Consider the following 26,628-nt stretch of genomic DNA (forward strand, 5'->3'; position numbering starts at 1 on the left):
GCACACCTTATAAATTTAATAAATGAGGGCTAATAGTATCAAAATAAACGCGCAGCGTTAATCCTACAATCCCTATAAGGCTTATATATCACGCTATTGGTTTTTAAAAATTCCCACAAAGGTTGCTTGCGTGTTCGATTTGCTTGCTCGGTACATGCCCGAGGTATTAAATGGCATACTAATATGACCTTTAGCATCCACAATAATAACCCCACCTGTACCACCTATAGGCGCAAGTACTTGGTTAATAACCTCATCCCCAGCTTGTTCAATGGTTTTATTTTGATATTTAACGCGTGCACAAATATCACTGGCAACACTGTAGCGAATAAAATACTCGCCGTGACCGGTGGCCGATACCGCACACGAATCGTTTTCAGCAAATGTACCCGCGCCAATAACAGGGGAATCGCCAATGCGGCCAAAGCGTTTTGCGGTCATGCCACCTGTAGATGTACCTGCGGCTAAATTGCCGTTTTTATCAAGTGCCACTGCGCCTACGGTGCCCATTTTATAACTTGTTGGCAGGGCTTTATGCGCAGCTTGGTAGTTTTTGCTGGTTGCTTTTTCTAATTTTTGCTTTGCTTTTAAAAGTGCTTCATAACGGTGCTTAGTATCAAATATATTATTTTCTATCAGCGCAACGCCCTGCTCTTTGGCAAATTCTTCAGCGCCTTGACCACTAAGCATTACGTGTACTGAGTTATCCATTACTAAGCGGGCTAATTGAATTGGGCTTTCTATGTGCTTTACGCCAGCGACCGCACCCGCTTGACGGTTTCGCCCATCCATTATTGAGGCATCAAGCTCATGGCTGCCATCATAGGTGTACACTGCACCACGCCCAGCATTAAAGTAAGGCGACTGCTCTAATACTTCAATAGCAGTGGTGATTGCATCTAAACTTTCGCCGCCCTTTTCAAGTACGGTGTAACCCGCTTCAACAGCTTCGGCTAGTTTTGCTCGGTAGGCTTTTTCTTGCTCTGGGGTAAATTTTGCTTTTTCAATTGTGCCTGCTCCACCATGAATCGCTATAGCAAACGGGGCTTGTTCACTTAATGCTTGCGTGCTTAGTGTTAAGCAGCCGCTGGCTAAAACTGACAATAAGAATGTTTTTTTCATAGTGCGCTCTTTTTTAAATTTAGTATTGAATTTACTTTGAATGGTTACACGTATTTTTTCAACTAATATCAACGGCATTAAGTTAGCGCTTTATTTAAGCAGCTAATAAACAGCCTAATAACAAAGCGAAATACGGGGGCGTTATTTCCCTTCATCATCCCTACTTTTTAACCCAATTGGCATAGAGTAAGATTAATGGCACAAAAAAAGCGCCATCAGGCGCTTTTTACTAAACGTGTATGTAATTACGCGTCTTGCTTAGCTTTTAAACGTGCTAAACGTGCTACTTGGTGAGTAGATGTTAAGAACGAATAAATAGGTGCTAAGTAACCGCGCTTACGAAGCTCTAAAAATTCTTCATCGCTAAGCGAGTTAAGTTTTTTCTCATCGATAAGGTAAATACCGTTGATGTCTTTTTTCTCGCCTTTAATGTCTACAGTTAGCGTTTGCGCTACTAGTAGCTCTTTATCAGCTAAGTATTTAGTGAATGCCTCTGTTACTTGAGAAAACTCAATGAAAGACACTAAAGACTCTTTACGACGCTTTAAGTAGTCTGTTTCTTCACCATTTTCAAATAATGCGTTGCCTTCTTCTTCACCTACAAGCGAGCTTGCTTCGTCAATCACAATACCGTACTGTTCTTGCTCAGGGTGCTTTACTAGACCTAATGGGTAACGCGTTGATGCCATAGGAGCAAAAGCTGCTGTCCATTTACCATCTTCTACAAACAGGTTTTCGCCAGGCTCTAGGCCAAACATTGCAACTGCTTGGAAAGTACCGCTTTCGTTGTTTTTAACAAAAGACATTGGGAATTCATTTGCTACGCGTGCAAACTCATGTGCAACTACTGGCACTAAATGTTGAGTTTTCATAAATTCAACGTTGATGCCGTTTTGAATTTTAGTGTTGGCATGCTTTTCGTTGTGTAAAGGCTGTACTTGTTGCTCCGCCATGTTACTGCTCCGTTTATTTTTAATATATATGTTTCATTGTTAATGCCTTTAGGCTAATGCTTTTGAACGAAAAAAGGAAGGGAAAGTTTTATGACAACCGTCATGAAAAAATAAAGTTTAACTAAATCTGGGCGTTGCTAAAAAACAGACAATAAAAACGCAACTAATACGCTCAAAAACAGTACAAATAACGGGTAGTTTTAATACAGCACCATAAAAACCATTAACATTGGTTAACAGTTTGACGGTATTTTTTGAATAGGTTTAGCATGTTATTTAGCCAAATAAAAAGGCAGCTTAATTAAGCTGCCTTTTTAAACTGTAAATAAGCGGCTAAATTAAGGCGCCCAATACACTTCAATATTTATGCTTGGGTGGTTTATCACAGCGCGAAGTGGCATATCGTTTACATCGCCACCCGCTTTAGCTTGCTTGTATACCGCTAGCTTTTCTTCACCACTGATCAGGAGTTTAACCACTTTAGAGTTTGCTATTGCATTTAAAGTCAGTGTCATGCGCTCTGTAATGCTGCCTGTCACGTCACTTTCTATTGCATTAATAGCGCACACAGTTTGCTGTGTTGTTAAACCATGCTCAAGACCCTGCGCATGTGGGAACAAAGACGCTGTATGGCCATCTGGACCCATGCCTAAAATTGTTACATCATACGGTGCTTTTAAAGCGCCATAAGCGGCCTCACAGACTTGTGTACCTTGCTCGGCCGTTGCTGCATCGTTTTTCATGGTAATAAAATTAGCGGCACTGCCGTAATTTTGTAACAAGGTGCTTTTTATAAACGCTTCATTACTTTTTTCGTGGCTTGGCTCAACCCAGCGCTCATCAACCATGGCTACATCTATATTTTGCCAATCTAAATCAAGCGTTGATAAGTGCTTGTACGCCGGCGCCGGAGACGAACCGCCCGATACCATTAGCACAGCACGGCCATCACTTTTTATGCCATCACGTAAAGATTGCTCAAGCGTGTGTGATAGCTCAGCGGTTAACTCATCTTTTGAGTCAAAAAATTTTTCAACAAGTGTTGCCATACCTTACGCCTTATCGCCTGTGTTAAACCACACGTGGTTGTTTTCAGCTAATAATTCATCAGCATCATCCGGTCCCCAGCTACCAGCACGGTAAAGTGCAGGTTTGCCTTTGGTTTGCCAGCGCTCAATAATTGGATCTATCCATTTCCACGCTTGACGAACTTCGTCACGGTGTATAAATAACGATGGGTTATTAGCTGCAGCATCAAGCATTAAGCGTTTGTACGCATCAGAATGGAAACCGTTGCTGTATGCTTGAGAAAGCTCAATATTCATCGTTACCGGCTCTAATTGCATTTCAAGATTATCAAGGCGCTTAGACATAAGCGTTAATTGAATCGTCTCTTCCGGCTGCAAACGAATAACAAGGCGGTTTGGCTCAATATTACCCACGTTTTCTTCATAAATATTGTGCGATACTTTTTTGTACTCAACCACAATTTCTGCACAACGTTTAGCCATACGCTTACCAGTACGAAGGTAAAAAGGTACCCCCGCCCAGCGCCAGTTATCAATGTGTGCACGAATAGCCACAAAGGTTTCTGTTTTACTTGAACCTTCGTTAAGCTCTTCCAAGTAACCTGGTACAATTTTACCGTTTAAATCCCCTGGTACGTATTGACCGCGAACGATATTTTCATCTACGTCACCTTCTAGTAACGGACGAAGTGCTTCTAATACTTTAAGTTTTTCAGTACGGATGCTATTTGCGTTTAGTTTATTTGGTGATTCCATTGCCACTAAGCACAATAACTGTAATAGGTGGTTTTGCACCATGTCGCGCAGTGCACCGGCTTTATCGTAAAAACCAGCACGGCTTTCAAGGCCTACCGTTTCAGATAAACTAATTTGAATATTATCAATAGATTTAGCATCCCACATGTTTTCAAACAGTGAATTTGAAAAACGCAGTGCCATTAAGTTTTGTACTGTCTCTTTACCTAAGTAGTGGTCAATACGGAAAATTTGCTCTTCGTCAAAAAACTCTGCAATTTTACCATTAATAGCCTCTGCTGATTCGCCGCAGTAACCAATTGGCTTTTCAACAACCACACGTGAAGTGGGTGTGATCAAACCTTTCGTTGATAAAATTTCACAACATGTGCCGTAAACAGCAGGCGGAAGTGATAAATAAAATACGCGAGATTTATTGCTGTCGTGCTCATCTAAAATGCCTTTAAGTACATCCCAGTTGTCGTCAGCTTCGGTTACGTTGCTTACTACAGGCACTAAGTAAGTAGAAAATGCTTTCCAATCTTTAGCGTTAAATTCGCCTTTACTTAAAAACTCTTTCAGTGCGTTGTGCGCTGTTTCTATGTAGTCAGCACGCTTACTTTCTTCACGCACTGTAGGCAGAATACGCGAGCCTTCTGGTAAGTTGCCTTCTTGATATGCTCTGTACATTGCAGGTAGCAATTTGCGTAACGCAAGATCACCACCGCCCCCAAAAATTATAATATCAAAAGGATTAAGCATAGTTACTCTCTACGTTTGTAATACCTAAAAGCGACTTCCATAAGCCGCTTGGTATGCAGGTTTAGTGCTTGAATGACAGTGGCTCTTAGTGTTAATAAAAGCCTATTGAATGTTTTACGCTATGGCGTTTTATTTATTATTTGACTGTTCGCACAATTAAATGAGTCTTAGGAGTCCTGTAAATCCTCTCACAAAAATACAGGCCCTAAGAACTCCAGCGCTACCCGTTCAAAGGTACTCGGTTTGCTTATTTACATAAGCGAATATATTACTGCGTACGGTGTTGCTTGTAGTACGCGATTAAGCCATTTGTTGAACTATCGTGGGCGTGTTTTACGCTGTCATCGGTTAGTTCGCTTTCAATTTTAGAGGCAAGGCCTTTACCAAGCTCTACACCCCATTGATCAAATGAGCAAATTTCTAAAATTATGCCTTGGCAGAAAATTTTATGTTCGTACAGCGCAATTAAGCGTCCTACTGTTTTTGCATCAACTGTATCTAGCAGTATAGATGTTGTAGGGCGATTACCCTGATGAATTTTATGATTTAGTAACTCATCAATTTGTGCTTGTGTTTTACCTTTAGCGGCTAAATCTTCAGTGACTTGCTGTGCATCTACACCGCTCATCATTGCTTCTGTTTGCGCTAAAAAGTTAGATAATAAAATATCGTGATGCTTATCTACGGCTACCTGCGGCTTAACTGAGGCAATAAAATCAGCAGGTACAATTACATTACCTTGGTGTAAACACTGATAAAACGCATGTTGGCCGTTAATACCGGTCATACCCCAAATAATAGGAACCGTTGTATAAGGTACGGTTTCGCCAGCAAAGTTTACGTGTTTACCGTTACTTTCCATCTCACCTTGTTGTAAATACGCAGGTAACATATGAAGCGCTTGGTCATACGGTAAAATAGCTTGCGACGTAAAGCCTAAAAAGCTGGTATTCCATACACTGAGTAGTGCCATTATAAGCGGAATATTTTGCTCAAATGAAGCGGTTTTAAAGTGCTCATCTACTTCAAATGCGCCTTCTAAAATAGCTTCAAACGCGTCATAACCTAGGTATAACGCAATAGGTAAGCCTATCGCACTCCAAAGTGAAAAGCGACCCCCAACCCAATCCCACATAGTGAATACGTTTTCATCGCTAATACCAAAGGCTGCGGTTTTTTCTAAGTTTGTGCTCACAGCAACAAAATGCTTAGCAATGGCGCTGTCATCTTTTGCTGTTTGTAAAAACCAATCAACGGCCGTTTTGGCGTTGGTCATGGTTTCTGACGTGGTAAATGTTTTCGATGAAATAACAAACAAGGTTGTTTCTGGGTCAATTGCTTTTAATACAGAGGCAATTTGAACACCGTCAGCATTAGATACGTAATGGACATTTAAAGTGTCATCAGCAAGTGCTTTTAGCGCTTCGGTTGCCATTTGCGGGCCTAGGTTTGAACCACCTACACCAATGCTTACCACATCTTTTACTGCTTTACCTGTGTAGCCTACCCACTGCCCACTGCGTACTTTTTCTACAAAGGTTTTAATTTTTGCTAATTCGTTATCAACCGCTTGCGTTACGTCTTCGCCGTCAACAACTAAAGGTGTATGGGCACGATTACGTAAAGCAGTATGAAGAACAGCACGCTCTTCTGTAATATTGATTTTTTCACCGCTAAACATCTTGTCGCGCCAAGAGGCAATGTCACACTCTTTAGCAAGCTCGATGAGTTGTGCAAAAATAGTTTTATCAATACGCTGCTTTGAATAATCAAACAACACACCCGGAATTTGAGTAGAGAATGCATCAAATCGTGTATCATCTTGTGCAAATAACGTTTTTAGATGGGTTTGTTTCATCTGCGCGGCACTATTTTGTAGTGCTTGCCAACTTGCTAATTGCGAACGATTAGACATGTAAATATCCTCTAAAATATTTAAATTAATGATTTAAAAACAGTTTTAGGTAAAAAGACTTCGCTAATTGCGCGTAGTGCTAGTAAAAAAGCAAGCGCTTAGTATAACGAAAAAAGTAATAAAAATGCTGTTTTTATAATTTATGATGCAGATAATAACGCAATTTTTTACTTTTGACACCGGTATCATAAAAATTTTATGAATTAATTACCCACAAATTTTAAGCATTTAATAGTTTAAACAACATTTATTAAATATTCATGAATTAGGGCCTGCTGACCTTTTAGGATTAAAATTTGTACAAACTAGAAACAATTTAATCTTGGCGCGAGGTTTGTTCCCTAGTGGGCTCATTAACGGCTCTTGCGTTACGTTACTGGCAAACATCCATGTAAAAATACCAAACACACTGCTGCAAATTAAACTTCGAAACATTATAGGCCCAAAGCATAAAATGCATCGTATGCACTCGCCTAGCTTTATAGGTGGTTAAAACATCCTCAAAACTAGGCCCATAATTAGCTCACCAACGCCAAGCCACCCGCTACGTTATAAATATTCGCAAAGCCTAATTGCTGTAAATTTGCCGCTGCAATTTTAGAACGATTGCCGCTTCTACACAGTAATATATAGGTGTGCTGCGGGTTTAATTGATTTTGTACTATGGCGTTAGCCATACGGCTAAGTGAAATATTAAGCGTATTAGCTAAAGGCGCGGCAAAAAGCTCCGCCACATTAATTGCGCCATGTTCATACGGCTCACGGGTATCAATTAAATACACATTTTTTTGCGTTAGTAACGCTTTAGCTTGCGTAAAGTCTAGCTGCTTAGTGTCTGTTTGCACCGCCGCCTGTACATAGCCACACAATTGGTTACTAGTTTGCATATGTAGCTGATCGTGTTGTGCTTTTAGCTGTGCAAATTGCGCCGTACTTATTTCTCCATTTAATAATGGGCTAAGCAAAGGCGTTTGTGCACGTACAGTACGCCAGTTAATGGCAAAGCATTGCTGATAGTCATGCCCCGAACAAATAACCGTATCGTCACTTATTTGCTCAGCAAGGGTAATAAGTGAGTGTGCCATTTGCGTTGCACTGCCCCCTTCAAGCGAGGTATTGCCAAGTCCTGCAGGTAAAATCAAATCACCGCAAAAACAATAATCAATATGGCCTGTGGTGCGCTCTTTTAATAAATAACTAACGCTGTCTTTACTGTGCCCTGGAGTTGGCTCTATGGTTAGCGTTTTTGTACCAAGCTCAATGCTATTTTGCATCGCATGCGTTGTGCCTAGTACTTCATTTAACAAAGCCACTGCGCTTGGACGGTCTTGGTGCTGGTGGGTATCTAAAATTGCTTTTACGTTGAGCTGTTGTGTGCTCACTATTTTTTCAAAGCGCGGAATAAGCTCTAATACGGGGTCAATAATAACGGCGCTGTCGTCGTCACTAACATACAGCCAGCTACACGCCCCTTTATGCCTAAATTGTGTTAACCCCAGCGCGCACACTTCTTGCTTTGGCGAAGCACTGTCAGAAACAATTAAGCAATTGGCCTCTAATACCGCCTTTAACGAGCATATACGCTTGCATGCTTGGCTAATTTGCTGCTCGGTTGCAGCAGGCCCAAAAGACAGCCTAATGGCGTTTTCACTTTGCCAATTAGTTGCCCCCATTGCATCAAGCACAAAACTGCGCGTTGCACCTGTACTGCACGCCGAGCCACCGCTCACTCTAATGCCTGCTGCGTCAAATAAATCAATAACCTCTTTGGAGGTAAGCGTATCGACAGCAAAATTAAGGGTGGTAGGTACAGAATGTGAAAAATCGTGATTAAAGGTTATATCACCAAAGGTACTTTGCAGCGCATTAAGCAGTTGCGCTCTGTAGCTATTTAATACCTCAACCGACTTAAACGTGTCGTCGTTTTTATCTAGCAGCAAGTTAAACAGTTTATTAAGCCCTGCTATACCTGGTAGGTTTTCGGTGCCAGAGCGCATGCCGCTTTCTTGCCCGCCCCCCGCAATAAATGGCGTATAGGCACTGCCATTTTTAATGTATAAAAAACCAATACCTTTTGGTGCATAGAGTTTATGGCCCGAAAACGGTGCATAATCTATGCTGGTACTACTAAGCGCTAGCGCTTGTTTACCTAAGGCTTGTACACAATCAACCATCCAAAACACTGATTTATTGCGGCTGCGAATAGTATGCTCTATAGCGTTTAAGTCTTGATAAACACCGGTTTCGTTATTAACCGCCATGGTGCAAATCATTAGCGCGTTATTTATGTGCTCACTAATAAACGCTAAATCTAAAATCCCTTTACTATCAACAGGAATAGCAAGTAATTGGGCGTTAATGCCTAAAACGCTATTCCAATGTTTTAACGTGTTAGGCACCGCTTTGTGCTCAGTTGCCCCGTGCAATAATACAGGGTTTTTAATCGTATGATTTTTAGCATGAATGAGCGTTGAAACAATGGCTGTTTGTATGCCCTCTGTTGCGCCTGAGGTAAAAAGAATATCGCCATCGGGCGCACCAATAACATGGCGTGCATTTTGCCTTGTTTGTTCTAATAAATACTTGGCTTGTATACCGCTAATATGGGGGCTTGAGGGATTACCAAAACAAATTTGCATGGTGTGCGACACCACGTCGGCAATACAGGGTAAAACAGGTGTTGTAGCGTTTGCATCAAGATAAACTTGGGCTGCTTGTTCATCGTGCAATAAAAACTCAGACATTAAAAACGCACCTTTATTACTAAAAAATATATCTTATACCCAATAGTACATAAGTTTGTTCTCATTGGGTAATAATCAATTAGTAACCTAGGTGCGTTTACTATGCTTTTTTAAACTAAAAGTACGTTACTCTGCCCGCTCTTTTGTTATTTCTCCATGCGTTGATGACCAGGCATTTATTAGCGCTTTTACAAGCGATGCGAGTGGAATGGCAAAAAACACGCCCCAAAATCCCCATAAGCCACCAAAAAATAGCACTGCAACAATAATAAATACGGGATTTAAATCAACGGCCTCAGAAAACAACAAGGGCACTAATACATTGCCATCGAGCGCCTGAATGACCCCGTAAATTATTAATATGGTCCAAAACTGCGTTTCGATACCAAATTGAAACAGCGCCACGGCCGCAACCGGTATGGTAACCAATGCCGCACCCACAAACGGAATTAACACCGAAAACCCAACCAACACGCCAAGTAAAGCTGCATAACGTAAATCAAGTACAGTAAAGGCAATAAACGAGGTGCCACCCACAATTAAAATTTCGAATACTTTGCCTCGAATATAATTCATTATTTGCTGGTTCATTTCGTGCCACACTTGCAAAATTAACCGTCTCTGCTGCGGAATAAGCGTAGCGGCACTGCTTGTAAGCTCAAGCTTGTCTTTAAGCATAAAAAATACAAGTAAGGGTACAAGCACCAAATAAATAAGCCATGCCACAACATCTTTTAACGAAGTAAGTGAAAACGAGACAATAACTTGGCCAAATTCGAGCGCCTTTGCCTCTACACTTGCCACGATAGCTTGGACCTGCTCGGCGTTAATTAAACTGGGGTATTGCTGTGGTAAGGCCATTAAAAATGACTTACCTTGCTCTACCATGTGTGGGGTTTCTTGTACTAAATTACTGGTTTGCTTCCAAAGTACTGGGCCAATAACCAAAATAAGGGTAAGCATAACTCCGGTAAATATCAGCATTACAATGACTGTGGCACTAAAGCGTTTTAACCCAAAGCGCTCTAAGTGTACAACCGGCCAATCAAGTAAATAAGCAATCACCAATGCCACTAACACAGGAACAATTAACGAGCCAAAAAAGTACAGTAATGCCACAGAGGCAATGAGTAAAAAAAGTAAGGTGACTGAATGAGGATCTGAGAACTTTCTTTCGTACCATGTTTTAACGTATTCAAACATGCAATGGCTCCACTAGTAATAGTCCTAGGTGTTGATCAAATTTATATGTATATGCATTTTTGCTTAAAAAACGCGTAATATCATCTGCGTTTTCGTCGTTATTTATACTAAACGTTATTGCCTTATTAGATGACTGCGCATTACGAAGCGCTAATTTAAATTGTACAAACTGTTGTGGGCATTTAAATTTTTTTAAATCGCACTCTAACATAACTACTTTACTCGCTAAATAAAATGAATAATAAGTCGCATATTGTCGGTCATTCTATTTATAAAATGTGAACAGCAGTAACTTTTTCTTAAAACCATTCCTGCAATGGTTTATCCTTATAACATAATTAGCAGTAAGGATAAGTTAATGCCTGGCACGCATAATAAAGCGCAACTACCTAGTAATCCAACTCTCAAAGAGATTAATTGGTATAAAAAGCAGATAAACTGGGGAGAGCTCCCGCCTTTTTATCATCTTGTTGCTTCTTCGGTCAGCGAATCTGAAGGAATATTGGAGCACGGATTTGATAACGCTGTAAAAAGCCTGATCAATAAACGCAATTGGAACTTAGACTTACTTGATGGCTATGAAGATGATTTTGGTGAAATACACACCAAGCATAAGCCGCGTATAGCGCTACACCAAGTATTTACCGACCGAGGCTTTGAGCTCTGGGCGCAACCCTATGCTAAAGATATAATTATTGATCAATACGTTAAAGATAACCGCTTTATGGAGTTTAAAGTATGGGATCCGCATTCAATGAAAAACCTGATCCGCATAAATCAGCTCCATAAGTTTATTGGCTTTTATTTTGAGCGCGGCGACAAGGCCGATAAAGCCATTATTTTACATGCACATAAGGTAGTACATAAAATTATTAAATTTTTGCAGCAGGAATTGAACGTTGTAAAGCTTGATGGAGTCACAATAAAAGAACTCTACCAATTGTGCGAAAAAGACAGCCGTGCAAGCAGCGATGAAATTGACATAGCAAAAATTGCCATTGGTGAACAAATTAACAAGGAATAAAATGCAGCTAAAATCAGCCTTTATCACTTTATGCAGTGCCGCGCTTACCTTTAGCCTACTGGTTAGTGAGCCGTTAAAGGCACAAACAAACTTTACGCTACCCGATTTAGGCACGTCTGCGCTACAAGTTTTGCCACTTGAAAAAGAACAAGCCATTGGCGAAGTGATGATGATGCAAATAAGAGGCTCATCACCGGTAGTAAACGACCCCGTTTTAGACGAATACTTAACCACACTTGGCCGAAAACTTGTGGCTAATGCTAACGACGTGCGTTTTCCTTTTTCGTTTTTTTGGGTAAATAACAACGAAATTAATGCCTTTGCTTTTTACGGCGGGCATGTCGGTGTGCATACTGGGCTTATTGCGCAATCAGATAACGAAAGCCAATTTGCCTCTGTACTTGGGCACGAAATAGCGCACGTAACTCAGCGCCATTTAGCTCGTCGTATTCAGCAACAACAAGACAACAGCGCACTGACTATTGCAGGCATGATAGCCGGTATATTAGCCACCGTTGTTGCTCCCGACGCAGGTATTGCTATTATTTCGGCTAACCAAACCCAAGCTGCGTTTAGCCAATTAACTCACAGCCGTGCTGCCGAGCAAGAAGCCGACAGAATTGGTATGCAAACCCTTAATAACGCCGGTTTTGACGCCCGTGCATCAAGTGAATTTTTAACTAAACTTTCAGCGCAAATAAGATATAAGTACAAACCACCCGCTTTTTTACTGACTCACCCATTGCCAGAGAGCCGTGTATCTGACGTACGCCTACGTGCAGAGCAATTCCCTGTGCGCCATTTAAACCCAAGCCTTGAGTTTAATTTAGCAAAAAGCCGAGTACTTGCTCGTTATGCCAATAAGCCCGAAAATGCCGAAGCGTTATTTAAAAAATTAATGCGCGAAAACAGTTACAACAACACCGCGCTTAAATACGGCTTGGGCATAAGCTTACTTGATCAAGATAAACTAGATGAAGCCGCCGAAATTTTAGAGCCGCTATTAGCACAAAGTCCTAAAAATTTATTTTATATCGATACCCATACCGATTTACTAATAGCGCAAAAAAAAGCCGACGAAGCGGTAAAATTTTTGGCTGAACTAAACAACTATCGCCCTAACAACCAAGTTATTACTTTAAACTATGCAAATGCAGCATTAGAGGCTGAGCAGTTTGAACTAGCTGAAAACATTTTAAAAAGCTTTTTACTTGAAAAACCCGACCACAACTTAGGCAAACAGCTATTAGCCGATGCCTATAAAAAACAAGACAAGCTTGCCGCTTATCACGAGGCCAATGCTGATGTGTTATCGCAATATGGCGCGTATATTAAAGCCGCAGACGAAATCCAAAAAGCGCTTAACTTCGTAGAACCCACAGAGCTGGTTAAACAGCAACGCTTAAAAGCCTTGCTTACTCAGTATCGCCGTTTACAAAAAGAGCTGGCAAGGCTTTAAGTCTGCCAGCGCTTGCCCTAAAATAGCGGCAAATTACATTTTGGAACTAATTGTATGTCAGTGACTATTTATCATAATCCACGTTGTTCTAAATCGCGTGAAACCCTCGCATTACTAGAACAAAACAACGTAACACCAAGCGTAGTAGAGTATTTAAAAACACCGCTTAACCATGAGCAAATAAGCCAACTTTTAGAACAATTAGGCTTTAACTCAGCTCGCCAGCTAATGCGCACAAAAGAAGATGCATACAAAGCGCTTAACCTAAAAGAAGAAACTAACGAGTCAGCGCTAATAAACGCCATGGTAGACAACCCTAAACTTATTGAACGCCCTATTGTACAAAACAACGGTAAAGCAGCCCTTGGCCGTCCGCCTGAAAACGTATTAAGCGTATTATAATGACGACTCGCATTGTTGTCCTGTATCACTCAAGCCATGGCTCGGTTGAGGCAATGGCGCACGAAATAGCCGAATCTATAGAGCAACAGGGTGCCACAGCCGTATTGCGTACCTTTGTTGCTAAAAATCCGCACGATATAGTAATTACAAAAGATGATTTAATAAATTGCGACGGCCTTGCTTTTGGCACACCTACCCGATTTGGCATGATGGCATCGCAAGCAAAAACGTTTTGGGAAACCACCAGCGATCTATGGCTAAAAGGCCAGTTAATAGATAAACCAGCCTGTGTGTTTTCATCGTCAAGCAGTATGCATGGCGGAAATGAAGCCACCTTACTTAATTTATCATTACCGCTACTACACCACGGCATGATGTTATTAGGGGTACCTTACGAAGTACCAGAATTACTAGCTACGCAAACCGGCGGCACACCTTACGGGGCAACGCATGTAGCCGGCAGTAGTAATACGAATACTTTAAGTAAAGACGAAATTAAAATATGCCAAAGCGTTGGTAAACGCCTCACTCACATTGCGAGAAAACTTCAATGAATACCGCTGACACCCCTGCTAAAAAGCCAATTACTGTAAAATTTCAGCGCACCGCTATTTTTGGCTATGTGGGTTTATTACTTTTATTTCCTCTGTGGATGTACTTTGTACCTCCGCTAAATGGCAACGCAAGTGTTGTATCCTTGTTTGTGCCTATAATCCCTTTGCTGTTGCCTTTAAGAGGCTTTATTAAAGACAACACCTACACTTACGCCTGGGCTAATTTTGTTGTTATGTTGTACTTTATACACGGCTTAACCATGTTATGGGCTGCACCTGATGAGCTAATATGGGTGTTATTAGAGCTTGTGTTTGCCTCTGCCATGTTTATTGGCTGCACGTATTACGCAAGGCACCGCGGGCAAGAGCAAGGCTTAAAAATACGTAAGCTTAAAGAAGAGCTCGCAGAGGAAAAAGCCGCTAACGAATACAATAAATAATACTAATTCGCAAAATAAATTATTTAAGCTGAAAGTTGAAATAATACCAATCCGCATAAGTAAGTAATCTATTTTGAGGATGGAAAAACGTGTTGATAGCAAGGCAAAAAATTTGCTATTTAGTTGTTCTAAATGAGAGTTTTTTAACGCAGATAGCGACACGTTTAGCCCCGCAAAATGATTAGATATTATTGCGGATTGGTATAACAGCTTATACATACAAAAAACGCGCTTAACATAACAATGTAAGCGCGTTTTTTTAGGCTTTTAGTTTGCCATGGCAGTCGCTACACTAATTCGCTCAGTGCAGCCAGTGCAACTATGCTGGCTAATCCAAGCTGAGCTATTAAGCTTAACAACGAAAAAACACGCAACACAAATAACCCCCACGGGTGTTTTATATGTGGATAGAGCGCACAGCGCTTTAAGCTCGCCGCAAAGAAAAAACACACCGACGCAATCAATGTAAAAATTAAAGTCAGTTCACTTTTTATAGCAATGCTTTCATCAAAAAAGAAATACAGCTGCAATGGCAATAAAATAGTGACAATTGCGTGCAAGGCGTGCACCTTTTTAATGCGGTTAAACTGCCCTTCTGGCGAAAGTTCTTTTATACCAAAATCGCGCTCAAGGCATTTAACTAAATTGCTTGCTTTAATACTTACTGCTAACCGGTAACAGCTTAAGCCCTCGTTATTACGTGCTCTAAAGTCGTAACCAGCTTTTAGTAATAGCACCATAAGGGTTTCGTTTTTTGCTAACACTGCATAATGCAGTGCAGTATTGCCTAAGGTGTCTTGCGCTTTTTGATCCTGTTTAGCCAACAGGGTTTCTATCACATTTACATAGCCTTTTTCGGCTGCCCACATAAACGCTGTTTTATTGTTTTCATCAGCCAATGTACCAGTGGCACCTTGCTCTATAAAACGCATCGCCATGGTTTGCTTTGCGCTTTTTTGGCTTAAATGAGCAAGTAATGCTTTTTCAAGCAATACAATAGAATCAACATCAGGCGATACTTGCGTTAACAGCGTAAAATAGTCTTTACCGTTTGCTACTTTTTGACTGGCAAGCTCTGTAAGTTCGTTTAAATCAGCAACCGATTCAGGTAAAAAAGCACTTAAACGCTCTCTAAAATCAACTTCTTGCCACAGTGCTAGCGTATCGTGTGCACTTAATTTGCTGCCACTATTTAGAGCATGTTCAATTAACGAAAAATAGCGTTTACTAAATAATAAGCTAAACAACGAAAGCGGCGTATCAAGTGCGTTTTGCGCCGCCACACTGGCGTATTTTTCTAGGCGCTGGCAAAGCATTAGCGCCATTGATTCGCTGGTGTATTCATTATCTAAATAATGATTTTTAACAGCAGCAATGTAAGCGTGCGCATCTTCGTCATATTCACTAATATGCTGAAAATAACACTCTTCAAAGGGTTCAAGCGGGGTTAACCATATCAAATAGTAAATGGGTGGTAGCACAGTGGTGCATACACCGTCATCTTCAATAGTAGAACGACATGCAGGCCAAGCTTCTAAAGCATCTAAAATAAAGGCACCGTTTTGTTCTACAAGTCCTTTAATAAGTAATGGGTATTCCTTTGGCCAAATCAGTACATTTTCCATTAAAACAGCACAACTCCAGTGTAGCTTGATGAGGCGTCAGTTATAGCAGTTTTTAGCTGACACCACGCTTAATCGACGTGGTGATATTCTATCACACCTTTTTTTTGCTGCGAGCTTAAAGTAGATGAATATTAAGAAAATATAAAAGCAGCCAATACACTTTAGTGCGGCTGCTTTTGTGGTTGGAGAGGGTCTTAATCAGGAAGTGAACTATTTATTTTTTAGTTCAGTAATTACTTGCTCTAAGCCTACATCAGAAATGCGTTGAATGATCTCTTTTTGCTTAGCGCTTAAAAGCGAAATACCTTCGGCAACAATGTCGTATACTTTCCATTGCTGGTCTTTACCTTGGCGCAGCTTAAAATGCAGATCAATCACGGGCGCGTTTGGCTCAATAATTTGCGTTTTAACCGTCGCGTACTCAGAGTCGCTTTTCGCGGTATCTTGTTCAAATACTACTTGCTGGCCGGTGTACTTCGTTAGCGCACCTGCGTAAGTACCTGTTAAATAATGCTCTACTGCATCAATAAAACGTACAGCTTGCTCGCGCTCAATGCCTTTTATGTGCTTACCAAGCAATTTAAACGACACAAACTTAATATCTATGTTTGGCATTAAACGCGTCTCTACAATGCGCGCCATATCGGCTTTGCTTGCATCGCCTTGTGCATTTACTTTTGCAATATCGCTAAAAAGCGTATCGGCAACGCCTTCAAGCATATGTTGAGGCGACTGCGCCGTTTGCGCAAATAACGCGCTGCTAAAAAAGGCAGCAGCAATAAAAATAGTGTTAAAAAGTTTCATGAGCGTGACCATGTGTGTGATTAAGATGTGGCTAAATTACGCGATTTTAAGCCACAAAAACAGACACAAAAATGCACCTTATTAATGCCAAAACAGCACCAATTAAATAAGCTATTTATTTTCAATTAGTTAAGCCTTCCCTGTTAACACCCCATAAACAAGCGGCATTTTGTCCTCATTGAAAATGTGAATGGCCCGCCCTTATCATTTATTTACTCATTCGACTCACACACCAATTTGGCAGTTATGAAAACGGTATATAAAACTTTCACACTTATTCTATTTTTAGTTATTTCAGTATGGGGTAACACGGCGTTTGCGCAGTCTAATCATGGTTACGCCGTAGATGTTCTCAAAGGCGAAGGCAACGTGAATGGCGTTAAGCTGGCTTATCAATATCATGCCCCTAGCTTACAAAACTTAGTGGGCGATGCGCGCTTTTATTTTGAAACCAGCGTTAATATGTGGGAATACCGCCATGGTGACAACTCGCAATCTAATCTTGTTTTGGCTATGTCGCCCGTACTGCAGTTTCCTGCTTTTAGTTTTCATAATACCCCGTTTTATATTGAGGCAGGTATTGGCGTATCGCTTATTGATGAAACTAAATTTGCGGGCAAAAATATTAGTACTCACTACCAATTTGAAGACCGTATTGGCCTAGTTGCAGACTTTGGCCACACTAACGTAGCGCTTCGGGTTATTCATTACTCAAACGCCGGATTTAAAGAGCCTAACCCAGGTTTAAACTTTTTAACTCTTTCAGTGGCAAGGCGTTTTTAATCTTCATTCGTATTTAGTATCAATTTGCCACTTAAAAGGGTTAAGTATTAGGGTAAATTGAAATAACTAGCCACAAAAAAGCCCTGATAAATCAGGGCTTTTTATAATTAAAATACACTACTAGCCAACTAACCAGTGCGCCATTAAGGCAATAACCGGCAGCGTAATAAGTGTACGTAAAATAAATATAACGAACAACTCAACAATGTTTACCGGTATTTTACTACCCAGTAAAAGTGCGCCAACCTCAGACATATAAATTAGCTGAGTTACGCTCATTGCGGCAATAATAAAGCGAGTTACATCACTTTCAATGGTTCCCGCAGCTAAAATTGACGGAATAAACATATCGGCAAATCCCACCATAATAGTTTGTGCCGCGGCCTGTGCTTCGGGTACTTGTAACCACTCTAAAAATGGCACAAACGGCATACCTAAATATTGAAATACCGGCGTGTGCTCAGCAATAATAAGTGCAAATGTTCCTACGGCCATTACAACAGGCAGTACACCAAACACCATATCAAGCGCATTATGTACACCCTCTTTTAAGGTACCTTTAAAGCCCGACGAGTTATTGGCTTTTGCTAATGCTACATCAAGTGAGTGCCCTACTAAGCTTTTACCCGTTGGGATAGCCTCAGCATCGCGATTTGGCTCACTACCATCAATAAGCAAATCTTTTTTAAAGCGAAGTGGCGGTAAGCGCGGCACAATAATAGCGGCAACCACACCGGCTAAACATACGGTGGCATAAAATGGGGCAAATAAGTGCTCTAATTTCACTTGGCCTAAAACCACCAAGCTAAACGTAATAGAAACCGCCGAAAACGTAGTACCAATAATAGCGGCTTCGCGCTGCGTGTAGTGCTTTTGGTCGTACTGCCTTGCGGTCATTAAAATACCAACACTGCCATCACCTAACCACGACGCAGTACAGTCAACTGCACTTCGCCCAGGTACGCCAAATACAGGGCGCATTACCTTGGTTAGCATAGTGCCTGCAAGCTCTAATAACCCAAAGTTAATTAGTAAAGGCAGTAATAAACCGGCCAGTATAAATACCGAAAACAAAACAGGTAATAAGTCGTTTAATACCAAAGCGCCTGTGTTTGCAGAGGTGATTGCCTCGCTACCTAACCCTAAATGGGTCATTAGCACAAACGCCATACCGAATAAACGCACCACTAACCACACTACACTTACATCAAATAAATGCTTTAACAGGGGTGATTGGCAAATAGCGGCGGGTTTAAATACTTTGGTGATCACCGACATAACGCCAGTAATACAAATAATAAGGGTAATAATTGCTTGCGCAGAGCCAGACATCAACGCTTGCACGCCTTTAGCCATTAACGCAATAGGAATGGTCATCCCGTCTGCGGTAGGAATGGGTGTCATAAATAAAAACACACCAATTAACGACGGTACTAAAAAAGTAAACCAAGTGCGCCACGTATAGTGCCCGCGAGGAGGTAACTGAGACATATTTTTTAATCCATAAAAACTACAAAAAGAGCAAAGCGCTCTTTTTGTAGTAAAAACTTATTATTAATTATTAAATTTTGATGCCGCGCTGAATAAGTGCTGCTTCTAACGCTTGTTGTAAACCATTCATGGTGCCAGGTTCGAGTGTTTCGCCTTTGTCATCCATCCAGGTTAAGCTTGTACCGCCTTCTTTAGTTTTGCTCACTAAAATTTGGTATTGGCCTTCTTCAATAGGAAGCTGCGCAACTTCGTCGCCCCAAATAGAATCCCATACACTGCTTTCTGGCTTGTTGTAGTCGGCAGTTATTAAGCCGGTATCGGTTTTAATCTCAACGATAGTAAACGATAGGCGTTCTAAAAAGCCCGAGAAGCGGTCGAATACTGCATCGTATGATTGCTCAGTAACAAGTGCAGCATTGCCTTTGTTATCAAAGCCCATTTCTAAAGAAATAATACCTTGGCGCTTGCGGTTTTCTACTTCTAACTGACGATAGCGATAATCAAATTCAGCCACAACTTGATTAAGCGCGCGTACTTCTAATTGCTGCTTAAGTAAATCAGTTAACGTGTCATCACCTTTAAAGTCAATAAGTTCAGCGCGTAACGAAGCAGTACGCTGATGCGATTTTTCTTCAATTGTAAATCTAAAACGTTCTTGGTTTTCGCTTACCTCATCGCCCCACAACCAGCTCTCTTCCGCTTTAATTATTGAGTACCAGTCAGTTTCGATAATACCAAGTAGCTTATCTTCTTTTGTGGTTGCTGCATTATTTTCGGCAATAACCGCTTTAATTGAGTCCCAAACAAATTCATCTAAATCAACAATGCCATCGTTTTTATCAAAGTAAATACGCGCTTGTTTATCGCCCTCTTCTACCCAGCTACCTTTAGCAACAGTTAAAACCTGTGCTGGTGGACGATAGTTTGTTGCCTCAGGGTTGTTATCGTATTGGCCCACATCCATTTTATAAACCGGATCTTGCGCTGGTTGAGATAACGATGGCGGGGTTTTAACACCTTCATGCGTACGATAATTGCGTTCGTTGTGCGCTTCATTAATAAAAACATTACACCCTGATAAACTTACCAATACACTCACTGCAAGTGCTTTTGGGATCCAATACTGCACAGATATTTCTCCTTAGCATACCCTTTAATTGTTTTACACGTATATGAGTGGGTAATACCGAATTTGGTTCAGTGTAAAATCAACATTAACTTTACATTTATTATTTGGCTGTCTAATTGCAATAAAGTTCACACCTAAGTGTTATAAAATCAATCACAACAAAAAGACAAATTTTAGCTATGGTACTTTCCTGTGCCAGTAAAAACAAGGAACACAACGCTTTAAAGCGCCTTTAATTAAGCGCCTATGTAGTTTAGGGCGCTTTTTGTGTTAAACTTCGCCGCCGTGCAACGTAGTGTATGCGCAGCGGGCTATACCAACTCGGTTGTTATATTTCAAAAAACGTAGGTATTAAACTTCATGACTGCATTTTCAAATCATCAAATTGTTTTAACCGCTATTGGCGAAGATAGACCGGGAATTGTAAGTGAACTTACACAGCTTGTAAGTGATTGTCATTGCAACATTATAGATAGCCGAATAGCTATTTTAGGCAGCGAATTTACCTTTACCATGCTGCTAAGCGGCGATATGTCGGCCATTAGCCGCATAGAGCACACCTTGCCTACTAAAGGCATGGAGCTAGGCCTACTCACCATGATGAAGCGCAGCACCACTCGCCACACCGAAAGTGAATTTTGCGCAGGCTATACCCTTGAATACACAGGGATAGACACCCCAGGTACACTGAGTAAAGTAACGCGTTTTTTTGCCGATCACCACATTAGTATCTGCTCATTAAAGTCAGACACCTACGATGAAGAAACCGACACTAAAATGCGCTGCGAAATTGAGTTTAATATCCCAGTAGAGGTTGATATAGACCAATTTAAAGTGACCTTTGAAAACCTTTCGCACAGTCTTAACGTAGATTATATTTTTAAACGTATTCGCTAAGGAGCACAGCATGAACAAAATTAGTCCATTACAAGCCGGTGATACTGCACCAGAATTTAGCTTACAAAATCAAAACGACGAAACAGTCACCTTAAGTGAGCTGTTAAAAGAGCAACAAGTACTGGTGTACTTTTACCCTAAAGCTTCTACACCGGGTTGTACGGTTCAAGCCGAAAACTTACGTGACCAACAAGCGCAGCTTGCTCAATTTAACACCCGCGTTGTAGGTATTAGCCCAGACCCTATTAAGCGCCTTAAAAACTTTGAAACTAAAAAAGAGCTTAACTTTGATTTACTCGCCGATGAAGATCACGCCATCGCTGAAGCATTTGGCGTATGGGGCTACAAAAAGTTTATGGGTAAAGAGTACGATGGTATTCACCGCTTAACCTTTTTAGTAGGCCAAGACGGTAAAATTAAACACTTATTTGATAAGTTTAAAACCAAAGATCACCACCAAGTGGTTTTAGATTACTTAGCGGCGGAATAAGTTAGCTGTAAGCTGTAAGCTGTAAAAAATATACAAAAGCGTTGCTCTAGGGCTACGCTTTTTTATTAGCGTTTATTCAATGAAGTACAGTGAAGTACAGTGACGCGTTACATAATTAATTAACCATAAGCGCCACTTGAATATATAAGCTCGTAACTGTGGCTATAAATTTCTAAAATATTGCCAAACGGGTCTTCCATGTAAATCATGCGGTATGGTTTTTCCCCTGGGTAATAATAGCGCGGCGCTTTCATACGCTTTTTACCACCTGCGGCCACTATTTTATCTGCGAGTCCTTCTACATCAGGGTCTTGTACGCATAAATGAAATATTCCCGTTTTCCAATAATCAAAATTATTTTTTGGGTTTTGCTGATTTTTAAATTCAAATAGCTCAACCCCCACCCTATCTCCTGTTGATAAATGGGCTATTTTAAAACTGCCCCACCCAGCACCAAATACATCAGTACACATTTCACCAATCGGTGATTTATCTTCTGTTATTTGTGTGGGTTTCATAATTAAATACCAGCCTAACACCTCAGTGTAAAACTTAACGGCTTGTTCTAAGTTTGGCACTGACACACCAATATGCGAAAACGTGCGCGGGTAAGGCATTGGCGAATCAGCTAAGCCATTTGCTTGTTTGCCTTTATCAGCTGCTTGCAGGTTGGCATTAGCATTTAGACTTGTAAACAGCATAGGCAACGCGGCAGCACCCAACCCAGCAGCCGATAACTTCATAAAGTCTCTGCGGTTTAACTCTTTTTTACTCATGGCATGTTCCTTAACGGCAAACGCGTTAAATGTAATTAAAGGAATTAATTAGCCATGATAAATGAATGTAGTAAGGACAAAAAATTATCAAATATGATATTAATGATTACGTTTTGTGATGGTGGTATGAGTTTTTGATAAGCCTAGCCACTATAGTTGAACGGCTTATCATAGGCTTGGTATTCAAGAGCAATATAAAAAGGGATTAAAATATTTATATCAAAAAAAATAAATTACTTACTTTAAAAAGTACCATATGAGTTACTCATCACTTAAATTATTTTAGTAACTATCAACTAAGTTCCTAAACTTTTGGAAATGGTCACATGAACAACTTTAGTGTTTAATAATATATTATTAAACAGACACTTATCTATTGAGCATTGTTGATGTGGCTATTGTATTTCATGTGGATGGTAAATTTTGACTATTATTATACATTGGGGTTGTTTTAGACAATGCATCTTTTATAATGGGTACTAAATTAAAGGATTAAATTAATTACTTAAAGGATAAAAATGCATGCCAGGTCCATTTCTGAATTATCAACCTCACAATCATCCAAGTATCAACAAAGATAAACTGCGTTCGAATCTAGAGAGTGACTTTAATAAATACCAAACAGATATTTTTGTACTTACCCACGAAGAGTTTTTAAAACTCTGGGTGGCAGTTCAATCTGCGCGTGGAAAATCTCAAGCGGAAATTGAACAGTATCTTTCAGAAGTTACAGGTTTGTCTCTTGCTCAAATATCGTTAGCAAATGCTGCTACATTTGGCTCTGCAATAAAAGACACACCTTCTTTTTTAGCTATATATAACGACTTTAAGCGTTCAGGAAACATCTTTGGTAAATACGAGCCCATTACTCGCAATGGAAAGAAATATATCGTTTTTAAAGGTAATCACAAAGTTAGGACTATTCTTAGAGGAACAAGGTATCTTGCTAATAATACACAAGTAGTAAACGTTGGTGTAGGTAAAGAGGCTTTGAAACAAGGAGCTAAAAGCGGTTTTTATATTTCAGTATTTTTTTCTGTGACTCTGAATAGCATCAATTGGCTTTTTGAAGAGGATTATCGTTGGACAAACTGGTTGGCAACAACGAGTACTGATATCGTTAAAGCTGTTATAGGGGCACTGGCTGGTATTTTGGCAGGTATAGCACTTGCTAGTGGAACAGTAGCTGTTGTAGCTATTGGTTCGGGGATTATTATAGGGGTTATTGTAAGTATGGGACTAAATTCAATTGATGAAAGGCTTAAAATAACCAAATCATTCATAAAATATCTAGAGTATAAAGAAAGACAGTTAATGAAAACTACTGGAGAAGAAATTCATAGGGTTTATATAGCCACGGTAAACTCATTCCTGAAATCTATAAAGATCAAAGCAAGAAAAGATCTCAACAGCTTTTTAAGTGAGCTAGTTAATCCATGGTAGATTCATTTAAGTTAAGATTAAATAGTTTAGATCCTACTTTTATATTTGCTGTTGTGTTTACAATTCTATTAAGTGTTGGTATTACTTGGCTAATGATTTCTTATCTTTTTAGCGAAATAATACAAGGGATTTTATACCCATATAGTATTTATCCAATAATTGTTTCGTCTACCGCTGATATTTTAATGATTCCAGGCAGTATAGTTTTATGGCTGGGGTCATTTATCGGTGTTTTTGATATTTTATCGAAGTTATTTAAAAAGCCTATTTATGAAAAAGTAAAAATGAAATTGGGACAAGCTGTTGGTGTAATGCTCGTGGTTTCAATAGTAACGCTTGTTGCGAATTATGTAACTTGGCAAATTGCAGCTCGCGCTAATGGTTATACCCAATGCGCGAGTGGCAGTAAGCTTTTAGTTGGAAGCAAAACGTCTTCAGTTTGGAGTAAAGAAGAGTATTTATGCTACGACTACAATGTAGACAAACTTTTACCTACAGGCACTCATGAGCAAGTGCTTGAGGTAGCTGAATATCTAAAGAAAGATTAAATTAAAAGCGTTGCTACCCTTGCTGAGCTTTTAGCAGAAACCAATTTATTTTTACGGTATTCAATTTTTTGCGTCGGATGGCGCTTCGCTTATCCGACCTACGTGTTTAAATAAGCTGGTGTGGTACTTGATATAAAGAGGGAGTAATGGAGTTGTGGTGTTGGGTTTCGTTTCACTCAACCCAACCTTGTATCTACGTAATATAACTTAACGCCGAGCAGCTTATCGCTTACAGCTAAGCACTTACAGCTGCTCTTTCGCTTTAGCTAATCCCTAAATACTTATGTACCTGCACCGATAAGCGCCAGTTTTTGGCAATACAAGTGTCGATGGCTAATTTGGTGGCTGACACTTTTTGGCTGATTGGCTGTAAGTATACAAGCTTCGGGTTAACACCTGTTTTGGCAAATAGCGCTTCAAGCTCTTCTACGTGCTTTTGCATCGCTACTGGGTGCTTTATCTCGTTTGCACGCTTCATAGCGCTGGTGAGTACTTCGTAGCCGCCGCGCATGTTAATTTTAGGCGATACGGTAACCCAGGTTTGCTCAGGGGCAAGTATTTCAAAGGTGCCGCTGGTTTCTATTTGTGTCGTAAAGCCGTTATCGTGCAATAGCTTACACACTGGGTTTAAATCGTACATACACGGCTCGCCGCCGGTAATTACAACATGCTTGGCTGTATAGCCACGTGATTTAAACAGCTCAAGTACTTGCTCGGCGCTGGCATCGGCCCAATGATCTGAATCGGCTTTTTTTTCTACCGTTTCATCAAGCGATACTTTGTACACGTTATCGACTTCCCAAGTTTGTTTAGTATCACACCATGCGCAGCCCACTGGGCAGCCTTGCAAACGCAAAAATATTGAGGGTGTGCCGGTAAAACTTGCTTCACCTTGGATGGTTTCAAACACTTCATTAATTTTGTACAAAAGAGATCTCACTTACTGCCTAGCTGCAAAATTGCTACTATAAAAGACGAAAAAGCGCTGCCCAAAAATTGTTATTTAAGCTGCGGCCGTGTAGTATATCGCGCCCTGATATAAACCTCTATTAAAACTAAAGAGCAATCCAGATATGACGCAAAAAGTAGTTGTTATTTATTCCGGCGGTATGGATTCGTTTACCGTATTAAATAAAGCCTTACAACAAGGCCATGATGTTTATGCCCTTTCATTTGACTATGGTCAGCGTCATGTTAAAGAGCTTGAAGTGGCTGCAAACGTGTGTGAAAAACTCAATGTTCCACATAAAATTGTAGATATATCAGCTATTAACCAGCTTATTGGTGGCTCATCACTGACTGATGATATTGATGTACCAGAAGGTCATTACGAAGAAGAAAGCATGAAAAGCACCATAGTGCCTAATCGTAATATGATTTTGCTTTCGCTGGCGGTTGGTTACGCTGTGTCTTTAAAAGCGAGCAAAGTATATTATGGCGCGCATTCGGGGGACCATGCTATTTACCCTGATTGCCGTCCTGAGTTTGTGCAAAAAATGGATGATGTATGTCGTATTGCTAACTACGACGCTGTAGAAATTTTTAGCCCGTACTTAAATAACACCAAAATTGATATTTTAACCGATGGCATAAAAATGGGCTTAGACTACAGCCAAACATGGACTTGTTATAACGGACGCGAAAAAGCCTGTGGTAAATGTGGCGCCTGCCAAGAACGTTTAGAGGCATTTTCGCTTAATAACGTCACTGATCCAATCGAATACGAATAACCGCTAGTTACGGGGTTTTCAGTGAAAGCACGGTTAGTTTATTAGCGCTGAACGCAAAAAGGCTATCATCTCGATAGCCTTTTTTGTATTTGCTTGTAAATTACAACCAGCGTTTTACTTTGTTTTTATACTCTGTGAATTCTTGACCAAATAATTTGCTAAGCGCCCGCTCCTCAGGAATTATTTGAAAAAACGTTAAATAAGCAATAAACCCAGCAACACATAAAAGTGCCCACAGCGAACTAAGCCAAATACCCCAGCCTGCTAAAATAAACGCAAAGCCTACATACATAGGATTACGTGAAATTTTATATACACCACTGGTTACCAACTTTGATGCTTGCTCGGGCTTATTTGGATTAACTGTGGTGCGTGCAAGTTTAAAGCTTACCACTGCGGCTATACAAAATGCGCACCCTACAATGACTAAGCTTGCTGCTAAGTAGGCAATAAACGCTGTAAAATCAATCACACTGTAATGCGCTATTAACGCCATAATGCCTGCAAAAACGAGCACGACAATAACCGGAGGTATTTTATTATTTAACATAGCAACTCACTGTATTGATTA

The 26,628-nt window shown here is 40.4% G+C and carries 26 protein-coding genes and 1 pseudogene; 11 read left to right on the forward strand and 16 right to left on the reverse strand.

Annotation, left to right across the window (positions count from 1 at the left end; all coding sequences use genetic code 11):
- Positions 1 to 93: 93 nt before the first annotated feature.
- The 8 genes from CWB60_RS08595 to CWB60_RS20955 form a co-directional block, all read right to left on the reverse strand.
- Positions 94 to 1,122, reverse strand: coding sequence for an isoaspartyl peptidase/L-asparaginase family protein (locus tag CWB60_RS08595; protein ID WP_138579556.1), 1,029 nt, complete (start codon positions 1,120 to 1,122; stop codon positions 94 to 96).
- A 245-nt stretch (positions 1,123 to 1,367) separates the two neighbouring features.
- The gene (locus CWB60_RS08600) at positions 1,368 to 2,075 is read right to left on the reverse strand and encodes a SapC family protein (protein WP_138579554.1); all 708 of its coding nucleotides are present in this window, start codon (positions 2,073 to 2,075) and stop codon (positions 1,368 to 1,370) included.
- Between the two features lie 338 nt (positions 2,076 to 2,413).
- Entirely contained in the window at positions 2,414 to 3,124 is a 711-nt protein-coding gene (gene pgl / locus CWB60_RS08605) for a 6-phosphogluconolactonase (protein ID WP_138579809.1), read from the reverse strand.
- 3 nt (positions 3,125 to 3,127) lie between these two features.
- A complete protein-coding gene (zwf, locus tag CWB60_RS08610; protein ID WP_004589178.1) occupies positions 3,128 to 4,600 on the reverse strand; it encodes a glucose-6-phosphate dehydrogenase in 1,473 nt (490 codons plus the stop codon).
- Positions 4,601 to 4,868: 268 nt separating this feature from the next.
- A complete protein-coding gene (pgi, locus tag CWB60_RS08615; RefSeq protein ID WP_138579810.1) occupies positions 4,869 to 6,515 on the reverse strand; it encodes a glucose-6-phosphate isomerase in 1,647 nt (548 codons plus the stop codon).
- Between the two features lie 518 nt (positions 6,516 to 7,033).
- On the reverse strand, positions 7,034 to 9,259 hold the full coding sequence (locus CWB60_RS08620) for an aminotransferase class V-fold PLP-dependent enzyme (protein ID WP_138579811.1): 2,226 nt from the start codon (positions 9,257 to 9,259) through the stop codon (positions 7,034 to 7,036).
- Between the two features lie 126 nt (positions 9,260 to 9,385).
- Positions 9,386 to 10,462 (reverse strand): AI-2E family transporter, encoded by a 1,077-nt coding sequence (locus CWB60_RS08625; protein WP_004589175.1) that lies wholly within the window; start codon positions 10,460 to 10,462, stop codon positions 9,386 to 9,388.
- Positions 10,455 to 10,673: a hypothetical protein gene (locus CWB60_RS20955; RefSeq protein WP_138579812.1), complete on the reverse strand. Its 219-nt coding sequence runs from the start codon at positions 10,671 to 10,673 to the stop codon at positions 10,455 to 10,457. The genes CWB60_RS08625 and CWB60_RS20955 overlap by 8 nt, the downstream gene beginning before the upstream one ends.
- Positions 10,674 to 10,820: 147 nt before the next feature.
- Between CWB60_RS20955 and CWB60_RS08635 the strand changes: the two genes are divergently transcribed.
- From CWB60_RS08635 to CWB60_RS08655, 5 genes are read left to right on the forward strand one after another with little or no spacing between them, the layout of a single operon-like run.
- The gene (locus CWB60_RS08635) at positions 10,821 to 11,486 is read left to right on the forward strand and encodes a hypothetical protein (RefSeq protein ID WP_004589173.1); all 666 of its coding nucleotides are present in this window, start codon (positions 10,821 to 10,823) and stop codon (positions 11,484 to 11,486) included.
- A 1-nt stretch (position 11,487) separates the two neighbouring features.
- On the forward strand, positions 11,488 to 12,945 hold the full coding sequence (gene bepA, locus CWB60_RS08640) for a beta-barrel assembly-enhancing protease (RefSeq protein ID WP_024034211.1): 1,458 nt from the start codon (positions 11,488 to 11,490) through the stop codon (positions 12,943 to 12,945).
- Positions 12,946 to 12,999: 54 nt separating this feature from the next.
- Positions 13,000 to 13,347: an arsenate reductase (glutaredoxin) gene (gene arsC / locus CWB60_RS08645; RefSeq protein ID WP_138579813.1), complete on the forward strand. Its 348-nt coding sequence runs from the start codon at positions 13,000 to 13,002 to the stop codon at positions 13,345 to 13,347.
- Positions 13,347 to 13,901 (forward strand): NAD(P)H:quinone oxidoreductase, encoded by a 555-nt coding sequence (gene wrbA, locus CWB60_RS08650; protein WP_004589170.1) that lies wholly within the window; start codon positions 13,347 to 13,349, stop codon positions 13,899 to 13,901. Before arsC ends, wrbA begins: the two co-directional genes overlap by 1 nt.
- Positions 13,898 to 14,341: a DUF2069 domain-containing protein gene (locus CWB60_RS08655; RefSeq protein ID WP_024034209.1), complete on the forward strand. Its 444-nt coding sequence runs from the start codon at positions 13,898 to 13,900 to the stop codon at positions 14,339 to 14,341. Before wrbA ends, CWB60_RS08655 begins: the two co-directional genes overlap by 4 nt.
- Positions 14,342 to 14,628: 287 nt before the next feature.
- On the opposite strand, the gene CWB60_RS08665 is transcribed toward CWB60_RS08655, so the two are convergent.
- Both CWB60_RS08665 and CWB60_RS08670 read right to left on the reverse strand, forming a co-directional pair.
- On the reverse strand, positions 14,629 to 15,966 hold the full coding sequence (locus CWB60_RS08665; protein WP_004589168.1) for an ankyrin repeat domain-containing protein: 1,338 nt from the start codon (positions 15,964 to 15,966) through the stop codon (positions 14,629 to 14,631).
- Between the two features lie 210 nt (positions 15,967 to 16,176).
- The gene (locus CWB60_RS08670) at positions 16,177 to 16,770 is read right to left on the reverse strand and encodes an MlaC/ttg2D family ABC transporter substrate-binding protein (RefSeq protein WP_138579814.1); all 594 of its coding nucleotides are present in this window, start codon (positions 16,768 to 16,770) and stop codon (positions 16,177 to 16,179) included.
- A gap of 246 nt (positions 16,771 to 17,016) precedes the next feature.
- Between CWB60_RS08670 and CWB60_RS08675 the strand changes: the two genes are divergently transcribed.
- Positions 17,017 to 17,553: an acyloxyacyl hydrolase gene (locus tag CWB60_RS08675; RefSeq protein ID WP_029772479.1), complete on the forward strand. Its 537-nt coding sequence runs from the start codon at positions 17,017 to 17,019 to the stop codon at positions 17,551 to 17,553.
- Between the two features lie 120 nt (positions 17,554 to 17,673).
- Here the strand turns inward: CWB60_RS08675 and CWB60_RS08680 are convergent, their stop codons facing one another.
- Both CWB60_RS08680 and bamC read right to left on the reverse strand, forming a co-directional pair.
- Positions 17,674 to 19,044: a YjiH family protein gene (locus tag CWB60_RS08680; RefSeq protein WP_029772478.1), complete on the reverse strand. Its 1,371-nt coding sequence runs from the start codon at positions 19,042 to 19,044 to the stop codon at positions 17,674 to 17,676.
- A gap of 70 nt (positions 19,045 to 19,114) precedes the next feature.
- On the reverse strand, positions 19,115 to 20,173 hold the full coding sequence (gene bamC, locus CWB60_RS08685; RefSeq protein WP_138579815.1) for an NlpB/DapX family lipoprotein: 1,059 nt from the start codon (positions 20,171 to 20,173) through the stop codon (positions 19,115 to 19,117).
- Positions 20,174 to 20,533: 360 nt separating this feature from the next.
- Here bamC and CWB60_RS08690 point away from each other — a divergent pair, with 360 nt between their 5' ends.
- A complete protein-coding gene (locus CWB60_RS08690; protein WP_029774547.1) occupies positions 20,534 to 21,070 on the forward strand; it encodes a glycine cleavage system transcriptional repressor in 537 nt (178 codons plus the stop codon).
- Positions 21,071 to 21,080: 10 nt separating this feature from the next.
- Entirely contained in the window at positions 21,081 to 21,560 is a 480-nt protein-coding gene (gene bcp, locus CWB60_RS08695; protein WP_029774548.1) for a thioredoxin-dependent thiol peroxidase, read from the forward strand.
- 119 nt (positions 21,561 to 21,679) lie between these two features.
- Here bcp and CWB60_RS08700 read toward each other — a convergent pair whose 3' ends face one another.
- Together CWB60_RS08700 and CWB60_RS21075 are read right to left on the reverse strand one after the other, a co-directional pair.
- The gene (locus CWB60_RS08700) at positions 21,680 to 22,177 is read right to left on the reverse strand and encodes a lactoylglutathione lyase family protein (protein WP_249318372.1); all 498 of its coding nucleotides are present in this window, start codon (positions 22,175 to 22,177) and stop codon (positions 21,680 to 21,682) included.
- A 78-nt stretch (positions 22,178 to 22,255) separates the two neighbouring features.
- Positions 22,256 to 22,336: pseudogene (locus CWB60_RS21075) on the reverse strand (twin-arginine translocation signal domain-containing protein); the annotation flags it as partial.
- 522 nt (positions 22,337 to 22,858) lie between these two features.
- Here CWB60_RS21075 and CWB60_RS08705 point away from each other — a divergent pair.
- On the forward strand, positions 22,859 to 23,779 hold the full coding sequence (locus CWB60_RS08705; protein WP_055016294.1) for a hypothetical protein: 921 nt from the start codon (positions 22,859 to 22,861) through the stop codon (positions 23,777 to 23,779).
- Positions 23,773 to 24,327: a DUF1240 domain-containing protein gene (locus CWB60_RS08710; protein WP_064386660.1), complete on the forward strand. Its 555-nt coding sequence runs from the start codon at positions 23,773 to 23,775 to the stop codon at positions 24,325 to 24,327. Before CWB60_RS08705 ends, CWB60_RS08710 begins: the two co-directional genes overlap by 7 nt.
- Before the next feature lie 262 nt (positions 24,328 to 24,589).
- On the opposite strand, the gene queE is transcribed toward CWB60_RS08710, so the two are convergent.
- On the reverse strand, positions 24,590 to 25,255 hold the full coding sequence (gene queE / locus CWB60_RS08715) for a 7-carboxy-7-deazaguanine synthase QueE (RefSeq protein WP_004589468.1): 666 nt from the start codon (positions 25,253 to 25,255) through the stop codon (positions 24,590 to 24,592).
- 145 nt (positions 25,256 to 25,400) lie between these two features.
- Between queE and queC the strand changes: the two genes are divergently transcribed.
- On the forward strand, positions 25,401 to 26,057 hold the full coding sequence (queC, locus tag CWB60_RS08720) for a 7-cyano-7-deazaguanine synthase QueC (RefSeq protein ID WP_004589469.1): 657 nt from the start codon (positions 25,401 to 25,403) through the stop codon (positions 26,055 to 26,057).
- 100 nt (positions 26,058 to 26,157) lie between these two features.
- Here the strand turns inward: queC and CWB60_RS08725 are convergent, their stop codons facing one another.
- A complete protein-coding gene (locus CWB60_RS08725; protein ID WP_138580024.1) occupies positions 26,158 to 26,607 on the reverse strand; it encodes a methyltransferase family protein in 450 nt (149 codons plus the stop codon).
- Positions 26,608 to 26,628: the final 21 nt, after the last annotated feature.

Source organism: Pseudoalteromonas sp. S327 (assembly GCF_005886415.1).
GTDB classification, from domain to species: domain Bacteria; phylum Pseudomonadota; class Gammaproteobacteria; order Enterobacterales; family Alteromonadaceae; genus Pseudoalteromonas; species Pseudoalteromonas atlantica.

What these genes read in the sequence shown, in the direction of transcription:
- CWB60_RS08635 (WP_004589173.1), top strand. Translation starts at nt 10,821, where the DNA reads ATGCCTGGCACGCATAATAAAGCGCAACTACCTAGTAATCCAACTCTC.
- queC (WP_004589469.1), top strand. Translation starts at nt 25,401, where the DNA reads ATGACGCAAAAAGTAGTTGTTATTTATTCCGGCGGTATGGATTCGTTT.
- CWB60_RS08675 (WP_029772479.1), top strand. Translation starts at nt 17,017, where the DNA reads ATGAAAACGGTATATAAAACTTTCACACTTATTCTATTTTTAGTTATT.
- CWB60_RS08725 (WP_138580024.1), bottom strand. Translation starts at nt 26,607, where the DNA reads ATGTTAAATAATAAAATACCTCCGGTTATTGTCGTGCTCGTTTTTGCA.
- pgl (WP_138579809.1), bottom strand. Translation starts at nt 3,124, where the DNA reads ATGGCAACACTTGTTGAAAAATTTTTTGACTCAAAAGATGAGTTAACC.
- CWB60_RS20955 (WP_138579812.1), bottom strand. Translation starts at nt 10,673, where the DNA reads ATGTTAGAGTGCGATTTAAAAAAATTTAAATGCCCACAACAGTTTGTA.
- CWB60_RS08620 (WP_138579811.1), bottom strand. Translation starts at nt 9,259, where the DNA reads ATGTCTGAGTTTTTATTGCACGATGAACAAGCAGCCCAAGTTTATCTT.
- CWB60_RS08600 (WP_138579554.1), bottom strand. Translation starts at nt 2,075, where the DNA reads ATGGCGGAGCAACAAGTACAGCCTTTACACAACGAAAAGCATGCCAAC.
- bepA (WP_024034211.1), top strand. Translation starts at nt 11,488, where the DNA reads ATGCAGCTAAAATCAGCCTTTATCACTTTATGCAGTGCCGCGCTTACC.
- CWB60_RS08700 (WP_249318372.1), bottom strand. Translation starts at nt 22,177, where the DNA reads ATGCCTTACCCGCGCACGTTTTCGCATATTGGTGTGTCAGTGCCAAAC.
- CWB60_RS08655 (WP_024034209.1), top strand. Translation starts at nt 13,898, where the DNA reads ATGAATACCGCTGACACCCCTGCTAAAAAGCCAATTACTGTAAAATTT.
- CWB60_RS08595 (WP_138579556.1), bottom strand. Translation starts at nt 1,122, where the DNA reads ATGAAAAAAACATTCTTATTGTCAGTTTTAGCCAGCGGCTGCTTAACA.
- CWB60_RS08690 (WP_029774547.1), top strand. Translation starts at nt 20,534, where the DNA reads ATGACTGCATTTTCAAATCATCAAATTGTTTTAACCGCTATTGGCGAA.
- CWB60_RS08670 (WP_138579814.1), bottom strand. Translation starts at nt 16,770, where the DNA reads ATGAAACTTTTTAACACTATTTTTATTGCTGCTGCCTTTTTTAGCAGC.
- bcp (WP_029774548.1), top strand. Translation starts at nt 21,081, where the DNA reads ATGAACAAAATTAGTCCATTACAAGCCGGTGATACTGCACCAGAATTT.
- CWB60_RS08680 (WP_029772478.1), bottom strand. Translation starts at nt 19,044, where the DNA reads ATGTCTCAGTTACCTCCTCGCGGGCACTATACGTGGCGCACTTGGTTT.
- CWB60_RS08665 (WP_004589168.1), bottom strand. Translation starts at nt 15,966, where the DNA reads ATGGAAAATGTACTGATTTGGCCAAAGGAATACCCATTACTTATTAAA.
- CWB60_RS08625 (WP_004589175.1), bottom strand. Translation starts at nt 10,462, where the DNA reads ATGTTTGAATACGTTAAAACATGGTACGAAAGAAAGTTCTCAGATCCT.
- pgi (WP_138579810.1), bottom strand. Translation starts at nt 6,515, where the DNA reads ATGTCTAATCGTTCGCAATTAGCAAGTTGGCAAGCACTACAAAATAGT.
- CWB60_RS08705 (WP_055016294.1), top strand. Translation starts at nt 22,859, where the DNA reads ATGCCAGGTCCATTTCTGAATTATCAACCTCACAATCATCCAAGTATC.
- zwf (WP_004589178.1), bottom strand. Translation starts at nt 4,600, where the DNA reads ATGCTTAATCCTTTTGATATTATAATTTTTGGGGGCGGTGGTGATCTT.
- arsC (WP_138579813.1), top strand. Translation starts at nt 13,000, where the DNA reads ATGTCAGTGACTATTTATCATAATCCACGTTGTTCTAAATCGCGTGAA.
- wrbA (WP_004589170.1), top strand. Translation starts at nt 13,347, where the DNA reads ATGACGACTCGCATTGTTGTCCTGTATCACTCAAGCCATGGCTCGGTT.
- CWB60_RS08710 (WP_064386660.1), top strand. Translation starts at nt 23,773, where the DNA reads ATGGTAGATTCATTTAAGTTAAGATTAAATAGTTTAGATCCTACTTTT.